This window comes from Sphingobacterium sp. Ag1 (assembly GCF_000988325.1).
Taxonomy (GTDB): Bacteria; Bacteroidota; Bacteroidia; order Sphingobacteriales; family Sphingobacteriaceae; genus Sphingobacterium.
Window position 1 is genome coordinate 1 of the sequence record NZ_LBGU01000018.1, and the last position, 16,539, is coordinate 16,539.

Sequence of the window (16,539 nt, forward strand, 5' to 3'; positions counted from 1 at the left end):
TATTATGTCCGGAGTGGTGGAGATCGCAGTTGATCACGGCGTTTATAGTATCAAGGTGGATACTAATTTTGACAATGGAGGTATGTTGCATGTGTTTGAAAAGTTTGGTTATCATTATAGTGGGGAGGTACATTTTAGAGGCGCATCACGTAAGGCATTTGAAAAACTATTAAAATAACCGAACCGATTTCTTCAACGGAGGAAGCAGAGCTTGGGATAAACATAATATAGTCCCTTTTGATTTGTTCAATAGGGACTTTTTTATGTTTATGGATTAATTAAATCTGAATACTGCTGATTATTAATCTGCGATAATCAAGTAGTAATTCTTTTTACCGCGTTGTGCAACAATGTATTTATTGTTTACAAGGTGATTTTCCGTAATTGACTCTTCAATATCAGTTGCTTTTTCTCGATTGATAGAAACGCCACCGCCCTGAAGCATTTTGCGGGCTTCCCCTTTGGAAGGGAATACCTGTGTCTGAACAGCTAGTAAATCAAGAATATTGATGCCTGCTTCGAGGTCCGCTTTAGCGACCTGAAACTGAGGAATGCCTTCAAATACCTCTAGAACAGCCTCGTGATCTAAGTTGTTCAAGAATTCTAAAGAGCCATTTCCAAAAAGAAATTCAGAAGTTTTGATCGCAGTTTCATAGGCTTCTTCGGAGTGGGTACGAATGGTGATATCTTTTGCCAATGCCTTTTGAACTAAACGTAAGTGTGGCGCTGCATCATGTTCTGCAATAATGGACTCTATTTCGTTCTGAGGTTTGAGTGTAAAAATTTTGATCCAGTTTTTGGCATCATCATCTGATGTATTCAACCAAAATTGGTAATATTTATACGGAGAGGTTTTCTTTGGATCTAACCATACGGCACCAGATTCGGTCTTGCCAAACTTCTGACCATCGGCTTTTTTGATTAATTGTGTGGTGATGGCATAGGCTGTTCCCTGATCTTGGCGACGAATCATTTCGCTTCCTGTTACAATATTACCCCATTGATCGGAGCCACCCATTTGAACTTTACAGTTGTGGTGCTTCCAAAGGTAGTAGAAGTCATAACCTTGAATCAATTGATAGGTAAACTCTGTAAATGAAAGACCGTTGTCGCCTTCCAGACGTTTTTTTACAGAATCTTTTGCCATCATATAGTTAACGGTAATCATTTTACCGATATCACGAATAAAATCCAGAAATTTAAAGTCTTTGAACCAGTCGTAATTATTAACCATTTGGGCATCATTTTCACCTTCTCCAAACTCAAGAAATTTGCCTAACTGTTTTTTCAGACAAGCTACATTATGCTGTAGCGTAGCTTCGTCCAACAAGTTACGCTCTGCAGATTTGAAAGAAGGGTCTCCGATCATTCCTGTCGCTCCGCCAACCAGAGCAACTGGTTTGTGTCCCGCATTTTGGAAATGGATCAACGTCATGATTTGCGTCAGGTGTCCTACGTGTAGAGAGTCGCCTGTGGGATCAAAGCCGATATAACCAGCGACTTTTTCTTTATTCAGTAAGTCCTCAGTGCCTGGCATAATATCTTGCAACATGCCTCTCCAACGTAATTCTTCTACAAAGCTCATTGTTAAATGGATTTAATTTTTTAATTTACAAGATGCAAAGATAGGAGATTAAGCGTATATTGAGCGAATAATTTCCTATAAAAGCACACGCTAATAAGCTGGTATGAATTTTTTATCACATTTCTATTTTGAGCGGTTTGCAACCAATCCCGAACGTATGGTGGGTGGATTGTTACCCGATCTATTAAAAAATGCGGATAAATCCTTTATGCTAAAACCGCGTCAGTATGAAGATGAGCTCTTGGACAATCCCTTACTGGAGCAATTGTATATAGGTTGGAATCGTCATATCGAGGTCGATCGCCTGTTTCACAATTCACCTTACTTTTTTCATCATACACATCAACTAAAACTAAAAATCCAGTCTAGTTTAGCTGGACTCCCCATACGACCGTCTTTTATGGCTCATATTGCGTTGGAGCTATTGCTGGATCATATCCTGACACAAAATAAAGCGGTCTCCATCGATAAATTCTATGCTGCGCTAATGCATGTCAATGATGATGCTGTTCGGAAGTTTTTGAAAATTAATCAACTGAATGATATTCCTAAGTTTGAAAAGTTCTATCATCAATTTATTGAGTGGAAGTATATTTATGACTATGCACAGGTGGAAAAAATTGCGGGCGCCCTTTTCAATATTTGTAAGCGATTGTGGCAATTTGAAGTTTCAGCGGAGCAAAGACAGCTTTTGACAGAACAGCTGATATCCTATTTACATACGCAGATGACCGATTATCAGGAAATTTACCAGTATATTCACTATGAGCTGGTGGACTTTAATTAGTCCAACAGAAAATACCAATAGTATAAGACCTTGAAAATATTTATTTTCGCATAATTTTAAGTATCAAAAACTAAATTTACATGTCACATAGACTTTTTCGGAAGAAAAGTGTTGATCAGATTCTGCATGACACCCAAAAAGAGGGGGGGACAGGCCTTGCAAAGGTATTGGGGGTAACAGATCTGGTTTCGTTGGGTATCGCCGCTATTGTAGGGGCTGGAATCTTCAGCACAATTGGATTGGCGAGTTATGAAGGTGGACCAGCGGTATCACTTCTCTTCGTTTTTACGGCTTTTGCCTGTGTTTTTACGGCATTGGCCTATGCCCAATTTGCCAGTACAGTTCCTGTTTCGGGCTCAGCATATACATACGCTTATGTGGCCTTTGGCGAGTTGTTTGCATGGATTATAGGTTGGGCATTGGTCTTGGAGTATGCTGTTTCCAATACGGTTATTGCTATTTCCTGGTCACAGTATTTTGTCTCTATGCTGGAAGGTTTTGGACTTCACATACCGGCTTGGTTGTCCATGGCACCAGGCTATGCGTATGATGCTGTAGAGAAGATGAACCAACATGGTGCGGCGGCCTTGACCGCAATCGACCAGCATGGTCTGGATGCTTTTAATAGTGCACCGCGAATAGGGGGAATGCCTATTATTTTCGATTTACCAGCAGGAATTATTACATTTTTGGTTACTTGGTTGGTCTATATCGGAATCAAAGAGTCGCAGAAAGCGAGTATGATCATGGTTATGATCAAGGTAGCGATTATCTTGGCCGTAATTTTTGGGGGTATCTTTTTCGTCAAACCTGAAAATTGGACACCTTTTGCGCCGAACGGCCTCAAAGGTGTACTTGGGAGTGTGGCCGCGGTTTTCTTTGCATTTATCGGATTCGATTCGATCTCCACAACTGCCGAAGAGTGTAAAAACCCACAGCGCGATCTGCCTAAGGCCATGATTTATTGTCTATTGATTTGTACAGTGTTGTATGTCGCTATTACCTTGGTCTTGACGGGGATGGTTAATTACACCGAATTAAATGTGAAGGATCCGCTTGCTTTCGTGTTTAAATATGTGGGCTTTGACCATATGGCCGGAATTATATCGGTGACCTCTGTGATTGCCATCACCAGTGCCTTGCTGGTGTATCAATTGGCGCAACCAAGAATCTGGATGACGATGAGTCGGGATGGTTTGTTGTGGAAAAAATTTGCGACCATCCACCCAAAATATAAAACACCTTCATTTGCGACTATTGTAACGGGTTTGGTGGTTGCTATCCCTTCGTTATTTTTTAAAATGGATTTCTTTGTGGATCTAACGAGCGTCGGTACCTTTTTTGCCTTCATCCTTGTGTGTGCTGGTGTATTGTATATGGATTATTCGGGCTTATCGGCAAAATCCAAATTTAAAGTTCCTTACATCAACGGTAAGTATTTGGTTGGTGCAGGGCTACTGATTGCTATTGTGTTTATTTTTAGCTATGCGCAGGAGACGGTAGAGGAGTGGAAATCGCTTACCATCCTTGAAATTCTAGAACATAAAATGTTGGTCATTATATTTTGGTTAACGTGGCTTGGATTGGGTATTTATAGCTTTAAAATGAACTTTTCTCTATTGCCTGTCGTTGGTATCCTGATCAATCTGTATTTAATGACTGAACTGGGGGCAAGTAACTGGATAATATTTGTGATCTGGCTTGTGATTGGATTGGCTGTATATTTTATGTATGGCTATAAGCATTCGAAATTAAATAAACAGCCACAAGTATAGTTAGGAGAGATCTTGTACAATAATGGATCAAAGAAAAGGAGCTATCTGATAAAAGATAGCTCCTTTTCTTTGAATATCATGACGTCTTAGAATCTCCACAAAAGGATTCGGCTTACCTTATTGCCTTGTTCCATGCGGATCACTTCGCTCTCTTTTACGTCTATTTTCTTTAGTTTGTGCTGTAGAAAGCGAATGTCTTCACGGTGGGCAACTAATGTTGTGAACCATTTTACTTGATCTTTGTGAAATTGGCTTTCAAAGATCATGCGTGACAAGAACGCTTTTTCACCACCATCACACCACAACTCGCTTCCTTGTCCAGAAAATGCCTGTGTGACAGGTTTTTCGTTTATTTTAGCGTCTTTAATACCTGTGGTCTTACGGATAGATTGCTGTAGAGCCTCGGTTTGAGAGCTAAAAAATGGGGGATTACAGATCACCACATCATATTTCTCACCTGGAAGAATAATATCTTTGAATATGGCTTTCGGGTTATTTTGAAGACGGATTTGTATGCTCTTTTTTAAGCTCATATTTGTCCGTGTGATCTCGATCGCATTTTTGTATGCGCTCTTGATAATTTCAGATCCGACAAAGCTCCATCCATACTCCTGATGTCCTATGATGGGGTAGATACAATTTGCACCAACACCGATGTCGAGGACATGTATATTTCCGCCTTTTGGAATTTCACCATTATTGTCCCTTGCAAGAACGTCTGCGATATAATGAATATAATCTGCCCGGCCCGGAATAGGGGGGCAAAGATTCTCTTTGGGGATATCCCAGTGTTGAATGTGGTAATATTTTTTTAGAAGTGCCTTGTTTAACGTTTTAACAGCATCGGGGTTGTTAAAATCGATGGACTTTACTTTATATGCATTTTCTATAACAAAATCTTTGAGCGAAGGTTCCACTTTGCTCAATTCTTCAAAATTGTAGTTATCGAGATGTCTATTTCTAGGATGTAATTTCTTTTTTGGATTAGCGTCTGCCATGATGTATTATTTGCAACAAAAGTAATGCAATTCTATTGAATAAAAAAGGTGATGCTTGAGCATCACCTTGAGGAGTCTTAATCTTTCCGTATGAGATGGACCTCTGAAGTCTGTGGAAAATTGAGCGGAACCCGTTCAATTGTAACAAAGCTTGAATCTAAACCGAAACCTTTTTCTTCGGACAAACTCATTTTTTTGAGGTAACCATAGATGTCCATAATTACTTTTTCTATCCATGTCATCTGATTGGTTTTGGAGAGTACTTTTTCCAAAACAACAAACTTAAAGTCACCGGGAATATTGTGTTTACGTAGGGTGTCGTATTGACTGGTGATGTCAATCTCACCTTTTTTCACCATTTCCTCAACTACTTTTCTGAATAGTAGACTGATGCGCTGTTCCTCTCTAAAGCCAAGTTTAAAATCAACCCGTATTAATTTACCTGGGATAAGCTGATCGATTGAATATTCTTTTGTATGTGGATGATCCATCACATCAACGTGGACCAGCCAATATACATCCGCACGCTTTGGCTTTTTATTAATAATTGAATAAATAATTTTAGCCTCTATCTCGGATTTGAAATTTGCACTTGTCAGATAGACCAAATGTGATGCATAAGGGGGGACCGATTTGTCCTCGCTCAATTCGGAGATTATAGGGTAGTATTTATTGATGTTAATGAAGTTAACAAAACGATTTTTAATTTTTCGCGCCGTGTACCAGCAATACATTGTTATATATAGCGCAGTTGCAAGCAGAAGGGTCAGCCAACCACCATGGGCTATTTTGACACCATTTCCTATTAAGAAAGTTAGTTCAATAACAAAATAAGCAATCAAAAATACCGCAATTAGTACACGGTTGACTTTTTTCATGGCGAGGAAGTATCCCATCAAGATCGTGGTCATCAATACCGTTAAATTGATCGCAAGACCATAGGCTGCATCCATTCGACTTGATTCTTCAAAAACCCAGATGACAATCATACAACCGACCCATAAAATTAAATTGATGGATGGTACATACAACTGTCCCTTATGTTCACTGGGGTAACGGATAGCCACTTTAGGCCATATATTTAACCGTACTGCTTCCGAAATTAGGGTATAAGATCCGGATATCATGGCTTGACTGGCGATGACCGCTGCAATCGTCGCAATGGCGATACCGTAACCGATAAACCAATCGGGCATGATGGAGTAGAACGGATTTTCACCTCCAAGGACACGTCCTTCCTGTGTCAATAACCAGGCTCCTTGTCCGAAATAATTTAGTATAAGTGTGATTTTTACGTAGATCCAGCTGATGCGGATATTGTTTTTACCACAGTGTCCCATATCCGAATACAATGCTTCGGCACCTGTAGTACACAAGAATACGGCACCGATCAGTAATAGTGAATGGGGGTAGGTAATCAAAATATGGAAAGCATAATAGGGATTTATTGCTTTCATTACTTCTGGTGCAAGGTGAAGATGAGATAAACCGATTACACCAATGATTGTAAACCAGATGGTCATCAATGGGCCAAAAACCTTTCCTACTACAGATGTTCCAAATCGTTGAATAATAAACAATAGCGAGATAATCGTAACTACGATAGGTACTGTAGGTAATCCTGGGAATTTGAGATCCAAACCTTCAATAGCCGAGGATATTGTGATGGCAGGGGTGATCATTCCGTCTGCTAATAAGGTCGCTGCACCGATCATCGCCGGGAAAATTAACCAAGGAGCACGCTTGCGTACCAAGGAATAAAGGGATAGGATACCGCCTTCACCTTTATTGTCCGCCCGGAGTGTAATCCAAACATACTTTACTGTTGTCTGAAGGGTCAGTGTCCAAAAAACACAGGATAGTCCGCCCAAGACTAAGTCTTTTTGAATGGCTCCTTGTCCCATGATTGCTTTGAAAACATACAATGGAGAAGTTCCGATATCTCCAAAAACGATTCCTAAACTGATCAATAATCCGGCGAAACTCACCTTATTGATACTGTTGTGATGACTGTTGTCTGCCATTTATCAATTATTTTATTTCAAAATATACTGCAAAAATATACTTTTTGCCTGTACTTTAAGTAGGTACATTTCCTGCGCCAAATTTTAGCATTTACTTTGACATGCGCAAGAGCTGTTAAAATTTGTTAAAAGAAACTTAGAATGAATCTATTTGCTGAAAAACTTTTAAACAAAATACTAACTTTGTTGTTGATAATTCAAATAGTTAGCGTTATATTTGATTAAACCGTAACCAGTATTTGAAGTCTAATTTAACACTATGGGGAGAAATCTACTTAAAGCAGCTTGTTTAACACTTATATCCGCACTGACATGGTGCAACGGAGTGGCTCGGGTGTATGCAAAGTCTCCTTATGACCATACTATTTCGCAACATATTTGGAACGGCGGTGAGGCATTCGGAGAAGATAATAACATCAAGGAGACAGAGAAACTTATCAATAATGTAAAGGTTTTCTACAATCCGATTGCGGAACAGATAAATCTTTCTTTTAAATTGGCAAAATCGTCGAGTGTGTCTATCAAAGTAATGGATGCATTGGGCAATGAGATTCTCCAATTAATGAATGGTAATCTAGATTCAGGAATTCAAAATCTTTCCTTTGAGCATGGCGGAAAATTAACGACAGGGTTTTATTTTGTACGGGTAGTTGCTGGTTCTGAAACTGTGGTGAAAAGATTTTCTGTTCGATAAGAATGTAACATATTATGATAAAAAGGTAACTTGTAAGGTAAGTTTACACATATACATAAAACAGCAAAGGGAATCATTTGATTCCCTTTGCTGTTTTATGTATGGCTTGATCTGTTAATTTTAGTCTTGTTGTAGTTCTTCGATCCACAGTCCATCATCTTGAATGATCTTGATCAATTCATCTAAGGCATGGGCTGAACTCACATTTTTCTTAACCACCTGCTGACCTCTATATAATGTCACTTTATCAGGGCCCGCCCCAACATAACCATAGTCTGCATCTGCCATTTCTCCAGGGCCATTAACAATACAGCCCATGATTCCAATTTTTAAACCTTTTAAGTGATTGGTACGGCTTCGGATCATCTGCGTGGTTTCTTGGAGATCAAATAAGGTTCTGCCACAGCTTGGACAGGAAATATATTCTGTCTTGGATATTCTGGATCGTGTCGCCTGTAAAATTCCGAACGAAAGTGAGGCGATATTTTCCAATGCCGTTGCCGGAGAGTCAATCCAAATTCCTGAACCTAAACCATCGATTAATAATGCGCCTAGATCTGTAGAAGCATACAGCTGTATTTTTGATATCGGTTCCTCGGGATTCATAAAATCACCAATGGGCCCTGAGAAATCTTCTGGCAAATAAGAACGTTTGATAATGACGGGATTGTCGATGCCGATTTCCTGCAGATTTCGAAAAAACTGTCTTTGATCTGCCATACCGTGCAAGTAATCGGTTTCTAGTATAAATACGGCAGTTTTGTCTAGCTGTAAGGATTCAAACAATGGGGTTAATAGGTCCGAATTAGAGATTTTGACCATATTCAGGACTTTATCCCTATTGTCTGTATCTGACTTGACGAATTCGTCTAAGGTAAAGAGGGGATGAATATTGGTTTGATCGGTAAGTTTTGACCAAGTATTATAGTTATATACTTGCTTCAGATTTGCCGGCATCGTAAAGGATGGTAAACTGTCTGCGAGATAAACAAAGTCTACCGACTGCTCACCCATGTGGTATTTATCTAATAGAATATCATAGCGATAGCCTACTTTGGTAAGGATCTGAGCGTCTTTCAGATTTTCCTTAGAAATGTCGACCACAATCCTTGGGACCAAAGAGCCACCGATGAAAGTATTTACTTCTTGGCTGGCATAAGGAATATGAGGTGTCTCCGGAGAGAGCTGAACAATCTCTTGTTTGGGCTGACTCGCGATGTTTGCCTTTCTTTTGCTATATCTATTGACAATTGCTATAGCAACTGGAGCTTCCCGTTCAGGCTCTTCGGTTAATGATACACGTACAGTATCGCCCAGTCCATCTTCCAAAAGCGTTCCGATACCAACGGCAGATTTTACACGACCATCTTCACCGTCTCCAGCTTCAGTTACACCGAGATGTAGGGGATAATTCATGTTTTCGGAAACCATTTTTTCGACCAGCAATCGATAGGCTTTAACCATGACCTGCGGATTGGACGATTTCATGGAGATACAGAGATTGTAGAAACTCAGATCTTCACACATCCGGATAAACTCCATGGCAGATTCGACCATCCCTTCCGGGGTGTCACCATAATGACTCATGATCCTATCCGAAAGCGAGCCGTGGTTGGTACCAATACGCATGGCGGTACCATTTTCCTTACAGATATTTACGAGCGGAGTGAATTTTTGATAGATGCGATCTAACTCGCGCTTGTATTCAGCATCGGTATAAGATAGCTGATCAAATTTCTTCTTGTCTGCATAGTTACCGGGATTGACCCTTACTTTCTCGACGATACGCGCAGCGACCTCGGCAGCATTTGGTGTAAAATGAATATCAGCGACTAAAGGGACCTTATAGCCTCTTCTGCGAAGTTCATTTTTTATGTTAGCTAAATTTTGTGCTTCTTTAATACTTGGAGCGGTAATACGAACGTATTCGCAGCCCGCCTCTACCATTCGAATGGTCTGCTCAACTGAGCCCATCGTATCCATTGTATCTACCGTAGTCATACTTTGAATACGAATGGGATTATCGCCACCCATGGGAATATCACCGATCTGAATTTCCCTTGTTTTCCATCTCGAATAATCTACCTTGGAATTGCAATAGATTCCAGGTAATGTCAACATATTACTTGTGTCCATATCTAACACAAAGTTAGCTTTTCTTGACTAAAAATTGGGTGTCAATTAATATCTTCTAATTTTTATTGACGCGATGCCACCGTTGATGTCGAAATCGAATTTTTGAGCAGCAGAGTCGTAATTTGTCGATTTTACTTCGCCTTCACTTTTTAGTAAATCACCCTCATAATCTGTCGAGGATAATGCATTGTCACTTGTAATACGGCAGGCCGCATTTTTTGGGATGGAGATTTCAATAGAGGAGGCTCCGGCATCCATGGAAATTTTAGTTGTTGCCAGCGGTTGACCTAATTTTAACTTTAGGCTAGTCGCTCCAGCATCGATGTCCAATGTTTCTATCTTGTAGGGTGAAAGATCCAACCTGGCATCAATTGCACCTACATCAAAATTCAGATTCCATAGGATGTTGGGGTTTAAAGCGATAAACGTATTGTTGTTTTTGCTGTTAAAATCCTTGTCTTTGAATTTTCCCTTTAGGTTGATATCTAATTTGTCTGCAGATTCTCCATGTACAGTTATGCCCAGTAGATATTCTTTTGATGTGTTAAATGCCGAGAAGATTTCTGAAGTAGTGCTGCTATCATTTCTTAATGAAGTTGCCCCCAAATCGAGGTTTAAAGTAGCACTATGGATTTTATCGTCTAGCGGGACGTTTAATTTTTCTGTTGTATAATTTGTTTTATCGTTGGGATCGTCGACATTGATGTTGACGCCTTTACTTTTTAAAAGCTGTGTTAAAAGTGGTTCCTTTGGTGTAGACAGCCCTATGTAAGTCAAAAAGCCTAAAATTACGACGGTAGAACCGATGGCGACAAACTGTCCAATCTGTTGGTCTTTGGGTACCAGCATACGAATTCCGGCAAGCACAATAAACAGCGGCCAGTATCTAAAAATACCTGCCCAGTTGAAAGAAATCGTGTCGAGCTGTGATAATAATAAGACAACTCCTATAAAGAGAATGGTGATACCAGTTGTTATTCTTCGTGTATTCATAACTAATTCCGTTTGTTAATATATCTCAAAAGTAAGTCGCTTTGGGAGATACCGTATGAATGTTTAGGCTATTATACATAAAAAATCGGTAAATGTGACTAATTGATCGGTAAGTAATTTCGTTTTTCGTATACTTTTTGGGTTTTTGCTTGTTTATATATTTGCTGGAATTAATTACCTTTAATGGATAGCTTGGCTCAGTATAGCCGTTGAATTGGCGTATTACATTGAAATTAAATAGATTATATGATCTTTCATCACATTGGTGCATACCTCATACTCCTGAAATCAGTTTTTAAAAGACCGGAGAAAGGTCGAATTTATTGGAAGGAAACCGTATTGGCAATGACCGATATTGGTATAGGATCTCTTGGGCTTATCGTTATTATTTCCACCTTCATTGGAGCTGTTATGACGATGCAAATTGCCTTTCAGATGGTTTCCGACTTGATCCCAAATTCTATTATAGGTTCGATCAACCGGGATTCAAATATTTTGGAATTGGGGCCAACGATTTCGGGATTGGTCTTAATGGGGAAAATTGGGTCGTCTATATCTTCACAGATTGGATCCATGCGTGTTACAGAGCAGATTGATGCTTTGGAAATTATGGGGATCAATGCTCCTGGTTATTTGATATTACCCAAGATATTGGCGGGTATCACCATGATTCCGATGTTGGTTATTATTTCCATCGTGTGCGCCTTGGTGGGTGGTTTGTTAGGTGGATCCCTTTCGGGAGCTGTGACACAGGCGGATTATATTTTAGGAATTCAAGATGGCTTCAACGGTTTTACGGTCACTGTTGCCCTTGTTAAGGCTGTTGTTTTTGGGTTTATTATTACCTCGATATCAGCTTATAAAGGGTATAATGTGAAGGGGGGAGCTTTGGAAGTGGGGCAAGCTAGTACGGAAGCAGTTGTCGTTGGCTGTATAACTATTCTTGCGGCGGATTATGTGATAACCGCATTAATGCTTTAAAAAGATTTTATGATTCAAATCGAAGATATTAACAAGTCGTTTGGGGACAACCATGTGCTGAAAGGTATCAGTGCAAATTTCGAACCTGGAAAGGTGAGTTTGATTATTGGAGGATCGGGTTCGGGAAAGAGTACTTTATTGAAATGTATCGTGGGCCTGCACCAACCGGAAGAAGGAAAGGTGATTTTTGATGGCAAGGATTTTACTCGGATGAATTTTGAAGAGCGTGTTCCTATTCGAAAAGAAATAGGGATGCTTTTTCAAAATTCAGCCCTGTTTGATTCGATGACCGTCGAACAGAATATTATGTTTTCGTTGGACATGTTTACGGAGATGTCCAAATCGGAGAAATTAGACCGGGCAAATCATTGTCTGGAACAGGTTAATCTGGAGGGAAGAAATAAATTGTTCCCTGCGGAGCTTTCGGGAGGGATGAAAAAGCGGGTTGGAATTGCACGTGCAATTAGTATGAACCCCAAATACCTTTTTTGTGATGAACCCAATTCGGGATTGGATCCAGAAACATCGATTGTTATTGATGAATTGGTGTTAAAAATTACGCAAGAGTTGAAATGTACGACAGTCGTTGTTACACATGATATGAATTCAGTGATGGGAATCGGTGAGTATATTTTGTTTCTCTATAAGGGCGAGAAATTCTGGGAAGGTTCCAATAAGGATATGATGCGATCGGATGTGGCGGAATTGAACAATTTTGTTTTTGCAAGCCCATTAATGAAAAGTGCAAAGGCTTCTATGGGTCAATAACGGTTGAGAACAGGGCCTTATTGCGCGTAATTTTATGTGTTTGATCTGCGTTAGCATTATGCAGATTTCTTTTATATTGAAATTTAGCTTAGTTTTGTCGGAAAATTTTGATTTTGGCAGCAACACATATACAACTATTGACCCCACAGCATTGGAAGGACTATGAACTCATTGACTGTGGTGATTTTGAAAAACTGGAGCGTTTTGGTGATTTAATTTTAATCAGGCCAGAACCTCAGGCTGTATGGCCTAAGGCATTAAGTGATGCGGAGTGGAATAAGCGTTATCATATCAAATTCAAAGGTCGTTCGGCTACTTCTGGAGAATGGTTGAAGAAAAATCCAAAGATCCAAGACCGTTGGCATATCGAATATAAAAATGAGGATGTGGCCATCAAATTTAGATTGGGCCTGACATCTTTTAAACACGTTGGTATATTTCCGGAGCAGGCTGTAAATTGGGACTATATTTCGGAATCTGTTCGTTCATTTAAGACGGAGAAACCGAAGGTTCTAAATCTTTTTGCATATACTGGTGGAGCATCTTTAATAGCGAAAGCTGCAGGTGCGGATACAACTCACGTAGATTCAATTAAACAGGTGGTTACCTGGGCGAATGAAAACATGGAAATTTCCAATTTGGATAACATTCGTTGGGTAGTTGAAGATGCTTTGAAGTTTGTAAAACGTGAGCTGAAAAGAGGCAATACCTATAATGGGATTATTTTGGACCCCCCGGCGTACGGGCATGGACCGAAGGGCGAGAAATGGAAATTGGAAGACCATATTATGGAAATGATGACTGAGGTCGTTCAACTACTGGATCCTAAAGAACATTTCTTGATTTTAAATACGTATTCATTAGGTTTTTCCTCTGTTATTGTTGAAAATTTAATTAAGACGGCTTTTCCAAAAGTGGAGAACTTAGAAATAGGCGAGTTGTTTTTACAGGCAACTGCAGGACCAAAACTTCCACTTGGCGTATTTGGTAAATTCCGTAAAATAGCGAAGTAAGGCTTATCAAAAGATTCCTCATAACACACGGGGCGCTTAAACAAGCGCCCCGTGTTTGTTTAAAGTTATATTAGGGGGTTATATAGGTATGTTTTTTAAACGTAGTGATGCCAATTCAAGTTGTCTGGGTATCGCTGTGCTGATGTCGTGTGGAATAAGTGATAAGTGCTGGGTAAGTTCGTTGTAATAAGCTATTCCAGCTTGTAATTGTGCTTTGAATTTGGCTACATATTTTATTTTTTTATCGTTCATGATATTTTTATTGTCGGTGACATATTTTTGAATATGATCGATATAAAGGTTGAGTTCATTAATCATAACAAAGGGTCTGTTGTCATTTTCGAAAACTGAAATACGGCCATAGATGTGGTCGATCATTTCCCGCAAAGAATATTGTTTTTTGAACCAGACAAGATTTGGGCCTGGGCAGATGGATACAGCTGTTTGTTCTTTGTTCTTTTGGATATTATACTTGAGATAGGCGGGTGCTGCGAGTCCTTCACAAAGACAGGTTTTTTCTGTAATAGCGTCAAAGGCTTTATCGTATTCTGCAGCGGACAGGTTTTGTTTTTGCAGTTCCTGGATTTTTTGATGTTGATAGGCACGTGATGCGGTGCAGATCGGTTTATCCCCAAACGCTGTGTTCGAAATAAGGTATTCTTTTTTACACGGGCTACCGGGGCGACCTTTTTTTATACGATCCAATCGTAGGTACTCCGCGCTACTTTGTCTAAAGTTGTTAAAGGGAATTCCCAATGGAGATGCTCCGCTACAGTAGAAATCTTCTTGCTCGGCGGTTTCCAATGCTTTCAGGGTTTCTTGATCTACTGTGGTTGCTTCAGGGACCATCAGGAATGGGGATCCCCATCCTACAGCATCGAATCCATAATAGTCTAGCAAGAACTGATGTTCTGAAGCGGTTCCCACACCGCCTTGAACTGTATATTTGATGATGGGAGGAGTCGTTACTGAGCGCTCCTGGGAAGACCAGTATTCGTGATAAATCTCGAAAAGTTCGGTTTTCAAACTTTCTTTTTTCTCTTTAAATTCTTGAAGGATTGGTCCCAGAAGGAAACCATCGGTTGCGAAAGCGTGACCGCCACAGTTCAAACCGGATTCTATTCTGAATTCGGACACCCAAACACCGCGCTTAGCGAGATATTTTGCCTGGATGAGTGCCGATCGAAAGTCACTTACTTTCAAAACGACCTTTTTGTCAAAACGACCTTCACTATTCGGGAAGAAAGCCGGTAATTCAGCGAGGTAAGCATATAGGTGTGGATTCATTCCTGCGGAAAGGATAAGCGAGGAATGTAAAGTGGAATTTGCGAAACCACGTAAGGCTGCTGAAGCATCAGAATAACGCTGATCCAATAGGTTGCCATCCTGGTAATTCATTTTATCTACCTTGGACATAATATTAACATCGATATCTCCCGCTTTGACGTAATTGATCAATAGATCTTGCAGTTCGGTTTTAATCGCGCGATTGGTTTCAATTTCCATTGCATGATAAATCGGTTTTGAAGGATGTGAATCGGGTAAGAGCTGAAAATATTTGGTAAGTTCCGAATTTTCGGTAAAGGGTTGACGCTTCAAGGCGGCGACTTGCTTATTCACTACAAACTGTACAAGATTGAGATAGGCCGTAATTCTTTTTGCCCGGTAATCTTCTTCGGTTTTGGCGATCGGGCGATCGGGGATTTGATATTGTCCGCAGTAATAGCGGCGCATGCGCTCGATTAGTTCATCGTCAACAATAGACATTACGGTAGAAATGCCGTATTGTCCGACCTTAAGTGCTGAGTCGATGGAGAAAGCTAAGCCTAATACGGGGATATGAAAAGTATGCGTCATTCTTAAATATTTCTTTTACGAAATAATGGAGAATAACGCTAAAAAAAAGTAATGATTGTTTTATCGGGAAATGATTGTAATCATTATTCAAATACAATGGTTTTATAATCATTACGCATCACACGATCTTCGCTAAGCAGACGAATTGCTCGGCTTAAAACAGCCTTCTCTATTTCTTTTCCGGCAGTAATCATATCTTTTACAGTATAGGTGTGATTGACATGCCGTATATCCTGTACGATTATGGGGCCTTCATCGAGTTGGTCGGTAACGAAATGCGCTGTGGCACCGATGATCTTAACACCTCTTGCATGCGCCTGCTTGTACGGATTGGCACCAATAAAAGCAGGGAGAAATGAGTGGTGTATGTTGACCAGTTTATTTTCAAAGGTACTGACAAACTGAGGAGATAAGATCCGCATGAACTTCGCCAGAATGATGTAATCGAAATTATAGTTTTGGATTTGTGCGATCAGTTGTTTCTCGAATGTTTCCTTTGTCAGGTTTTCATGTGAGATACAATGAAATGGGATATCAAACTTTTCCGTAAAGGCGCGTAGTGATTCATAATTACCAATTACGGCCTGCACTTCCGCTCCCCATGTTTCGAAGTGTTGTCGTACCAGGATATCGGCAAGGCAGTGATGCTCTTTGGTTACGAGGACGACGATTTTTTTGCGGTTATTGGGGTTTATCTGTATCTGAGCGGACGGAGGAAGTACTTCGGTAAGGGAATCGGAAAGCTGTTTTTGCTCAGGCACGAGACCGTTACACACGACACGCACGAAAAATTTGTTGGCTTCTTCATCCACATATTCGCGCATGGTGACAATATTGAGTTGATATTTTGCCAGCGTATTTGAAATGTTGGCAACTAATCCTACGGCATCTTGACATTGGATCAGAATTAAGGTTTGGTTGTGCATGA

General features: G+C 40.1%; 13 protein-coding genes. 6 read left to right on the top strand and 7 right to left on the bottom strand.

Going from position 1 to position 16,539, the window contains the following annotated elements:
- Positions 1–301 precede the first annotated feature (301 nt).
- The gene (gene tyrS / locus AAW12_RS01940; RefSeq protein WP_046671943.1) at positions 302–1,585 is read right to left on the bottom strand and encodes a tyrosine--tRNA ligase; all 1,284 of its coding nucleotides are present in this window, start codon (positions 1,583–1,585) and stop codon (positions 302–304) included.
- A 103-nt stretch (positions 1,586–1,688) separates the two neighbouring features.
- Here tyrS and AAW12_RS01945 point away from each other — a divergent pair, with 103 nt between their 5' ends.
- Both AAW12_RS01945 and AAW12_RS01950 read left to right on the top strand, forming a co-directional pair.
- Positions 1,689–2,372 carry a hypothetical protein gene (locus AAW12_RS01945; protein WP_046671944.1) on the top strand — a complete coding sequence of 228 codons (684 nt, stop codon included), beginning with the start codon at positions 1,689–1,691 and terminating at the stop codon, positions 2,370–2,372.
- A gap of 80 nt (positions 2,373–2,452) precedes the next feature.
- A complete protein-coding gene (locus AAW12_RS01950; protein WP_046671945.1) occupies positions 2,453–4,147 on the top strand; it encodes an amino acid permease in 1,695 nt (564 codons plus the stop codon).
- Positions 4,148–4,233: 86 nt separating this feature from the next.
- Here AAW12_RS01950 and rlmF read toward each other — a convergent pair whose 3' ends face one another.
- Together rlmF and AAW12_RS01960 are read right to left on the bottom strand one after the other, a co-directional pair.
- Positions 4,234–5,145, bottom strand: coding sequence for a 23S rRNA (adenine(1618)-N(6))-methyltransferase RlmF (gene rlmF, locus AAW12_RS01955; RefSeq protein WP_046671946.1), 912 nt, complete (start codon positions 5,143–5,145; stop codon positions 4,234–4,236).
- A gap of 77 nt (positions 5,146–5,222) precedes the next feature.
- Positions 5,223–7,169, bottom strand: coding sequence for a KUP/HAK/KT family potassium transporter (locus tag AAW12_RS01960; RefSeq protein ID WP_046671947.1), 1,947 nt, complete (start codon positions 7,167–7,169; stop codon positions 5,223–5,225).
- Positions 7,170–7,428: 259 nt separating this feature from the next.
- Between AAW12_RS01960 and AAW12_RS25280 the strand changes: the two genes are divergently transcribed.
- Positions 7,429–7,863: a T9SS type A sorting domain-containing protein gene (locus AAW12_RS25280; RefSeq protein ID WP_053003492.1), complete on the top strand. Its 435-nt coding sequence runs from the start codon at positions 7,429–7,431 to the stop codon at positions 7,861–7,863.
- A 120-nt stretch (positions 7,864–7,983) separates the two neighbouring features.
- On the opposite strand, the gene ispG is transcribed toward AAW12_RS25280, so the two are convergent.
- Both ispG and AAW12_RS01975 read right to left on the bottom strand, forming a co-directional pair.
- Positions 7,984–9,999, bottom strand: a complete 2,016-nt coding sequence (gene ispG, locus AAW12_RS01970; protein WP_197083957.1) for a (E)-4-hydroxy-3-methylbut-2-enyl-diphosphate synthase — start codon at positions 9,997–9,999, stop codon at positions 7,984–7,986.
- Between the two features lie 45 nt (positions 10,000–10,044).
- On the bottom strand, positions 10,045–10,992 hold the full coding sequence (locus AAW12_RS01975; protein WP_046671949.1) for a LiaI-LiaF-like domain-containing protein: 948 nt from the start codon (positions 10,990–10,992) through the stop codon (positions 10,045–10,047).
- A gap of 246 nt (positions 10,993–11,238) precedes the next feature.
- Here AAW12_RS01975 and AAW12_RS01980 point away from each other — a divergent pair, with 246 nt between their 5' ends.
- The 3 genes from AAW12_RS01980 (at position 11,239) to AAW12_RS01990 (ending at position 13,754) form a co-directional block, all read left to right on the top strand.
- The gene (locus AAW12_RS01980) at positions 11,239–11,973 is read left to right on the top strand and encodes an MlaE family ABC transporter permease (protein WP_046671950.1); all 735 of its coding nucleotides are present in this window, start codon (positions 11,239–11,241) and stop codon (positions 11,971–11,973) included.
- A gap of 9 nt (positions 11,974–11,982) precedes the next feature.
- Positions 11,983–12,741 (top strand): ABC transporter ATP-binding protein, encoded by a 759-nt coding sequence (locus AAW12_RS01985; RefSeq protein ID WP_046671951.1) that lies wholly within the window; start codon positions 11,983–11,985, stop codon positions 12,739–12,741.
- A 107-nt stretch (positions 12,742–12,848) separates the two neighbouring features.
- Positions 12,849–13,754: a class I SAM-dependent methyltransferase gene (locus AAW12_RS01990; protein WP_046671952.1), complete on the top strand. Its 906-nt coding sequence runs from the start codon at positions 12,849–12,851 to the stop codon at positions 13,752–13,754.
- A 78-nt stretch (positions 13,755–13,832) separates the two neighbouring features.
- Here the strand turns inward: AAW12_RS01990 and AAW12_RS01995 are convergent, their stop codons facing one another.
- Together AAW12_RS01995 and purU are read right to left on the bottom strand one after the other, a co-directional pair.
- Positions 13,833–15,611 carry a hypothetical protein gene (locus AAW12_RS01995; protein WP_046671953.1) on the bottom strand — a complete coding sequence of 593 codons (1,779 nt, stop codon included), beginning with the start codon at positions 15,609–15,611 and terminating at the stop codon, positions 13,833–13,835.
- Between the two features lie 83 nt (positions 15,612–15,694).
- Positions 15,695–16,537 carry a formyltetrahydrofolate deformylase gene (gene purU / locus AAW12_RS02000; RefSeq protein ID WP_046671954.1) on the bottom strand — a complete coding sequence of 281 codons (843 nt, stop codon included), beginning with the start codon at positions 16,535–16,537 and terminating at the stop codon, positions 15,695–15,697.
- Between the last annotated feature and the right edge of the window lie 2 nt (positions 16,538–16,539).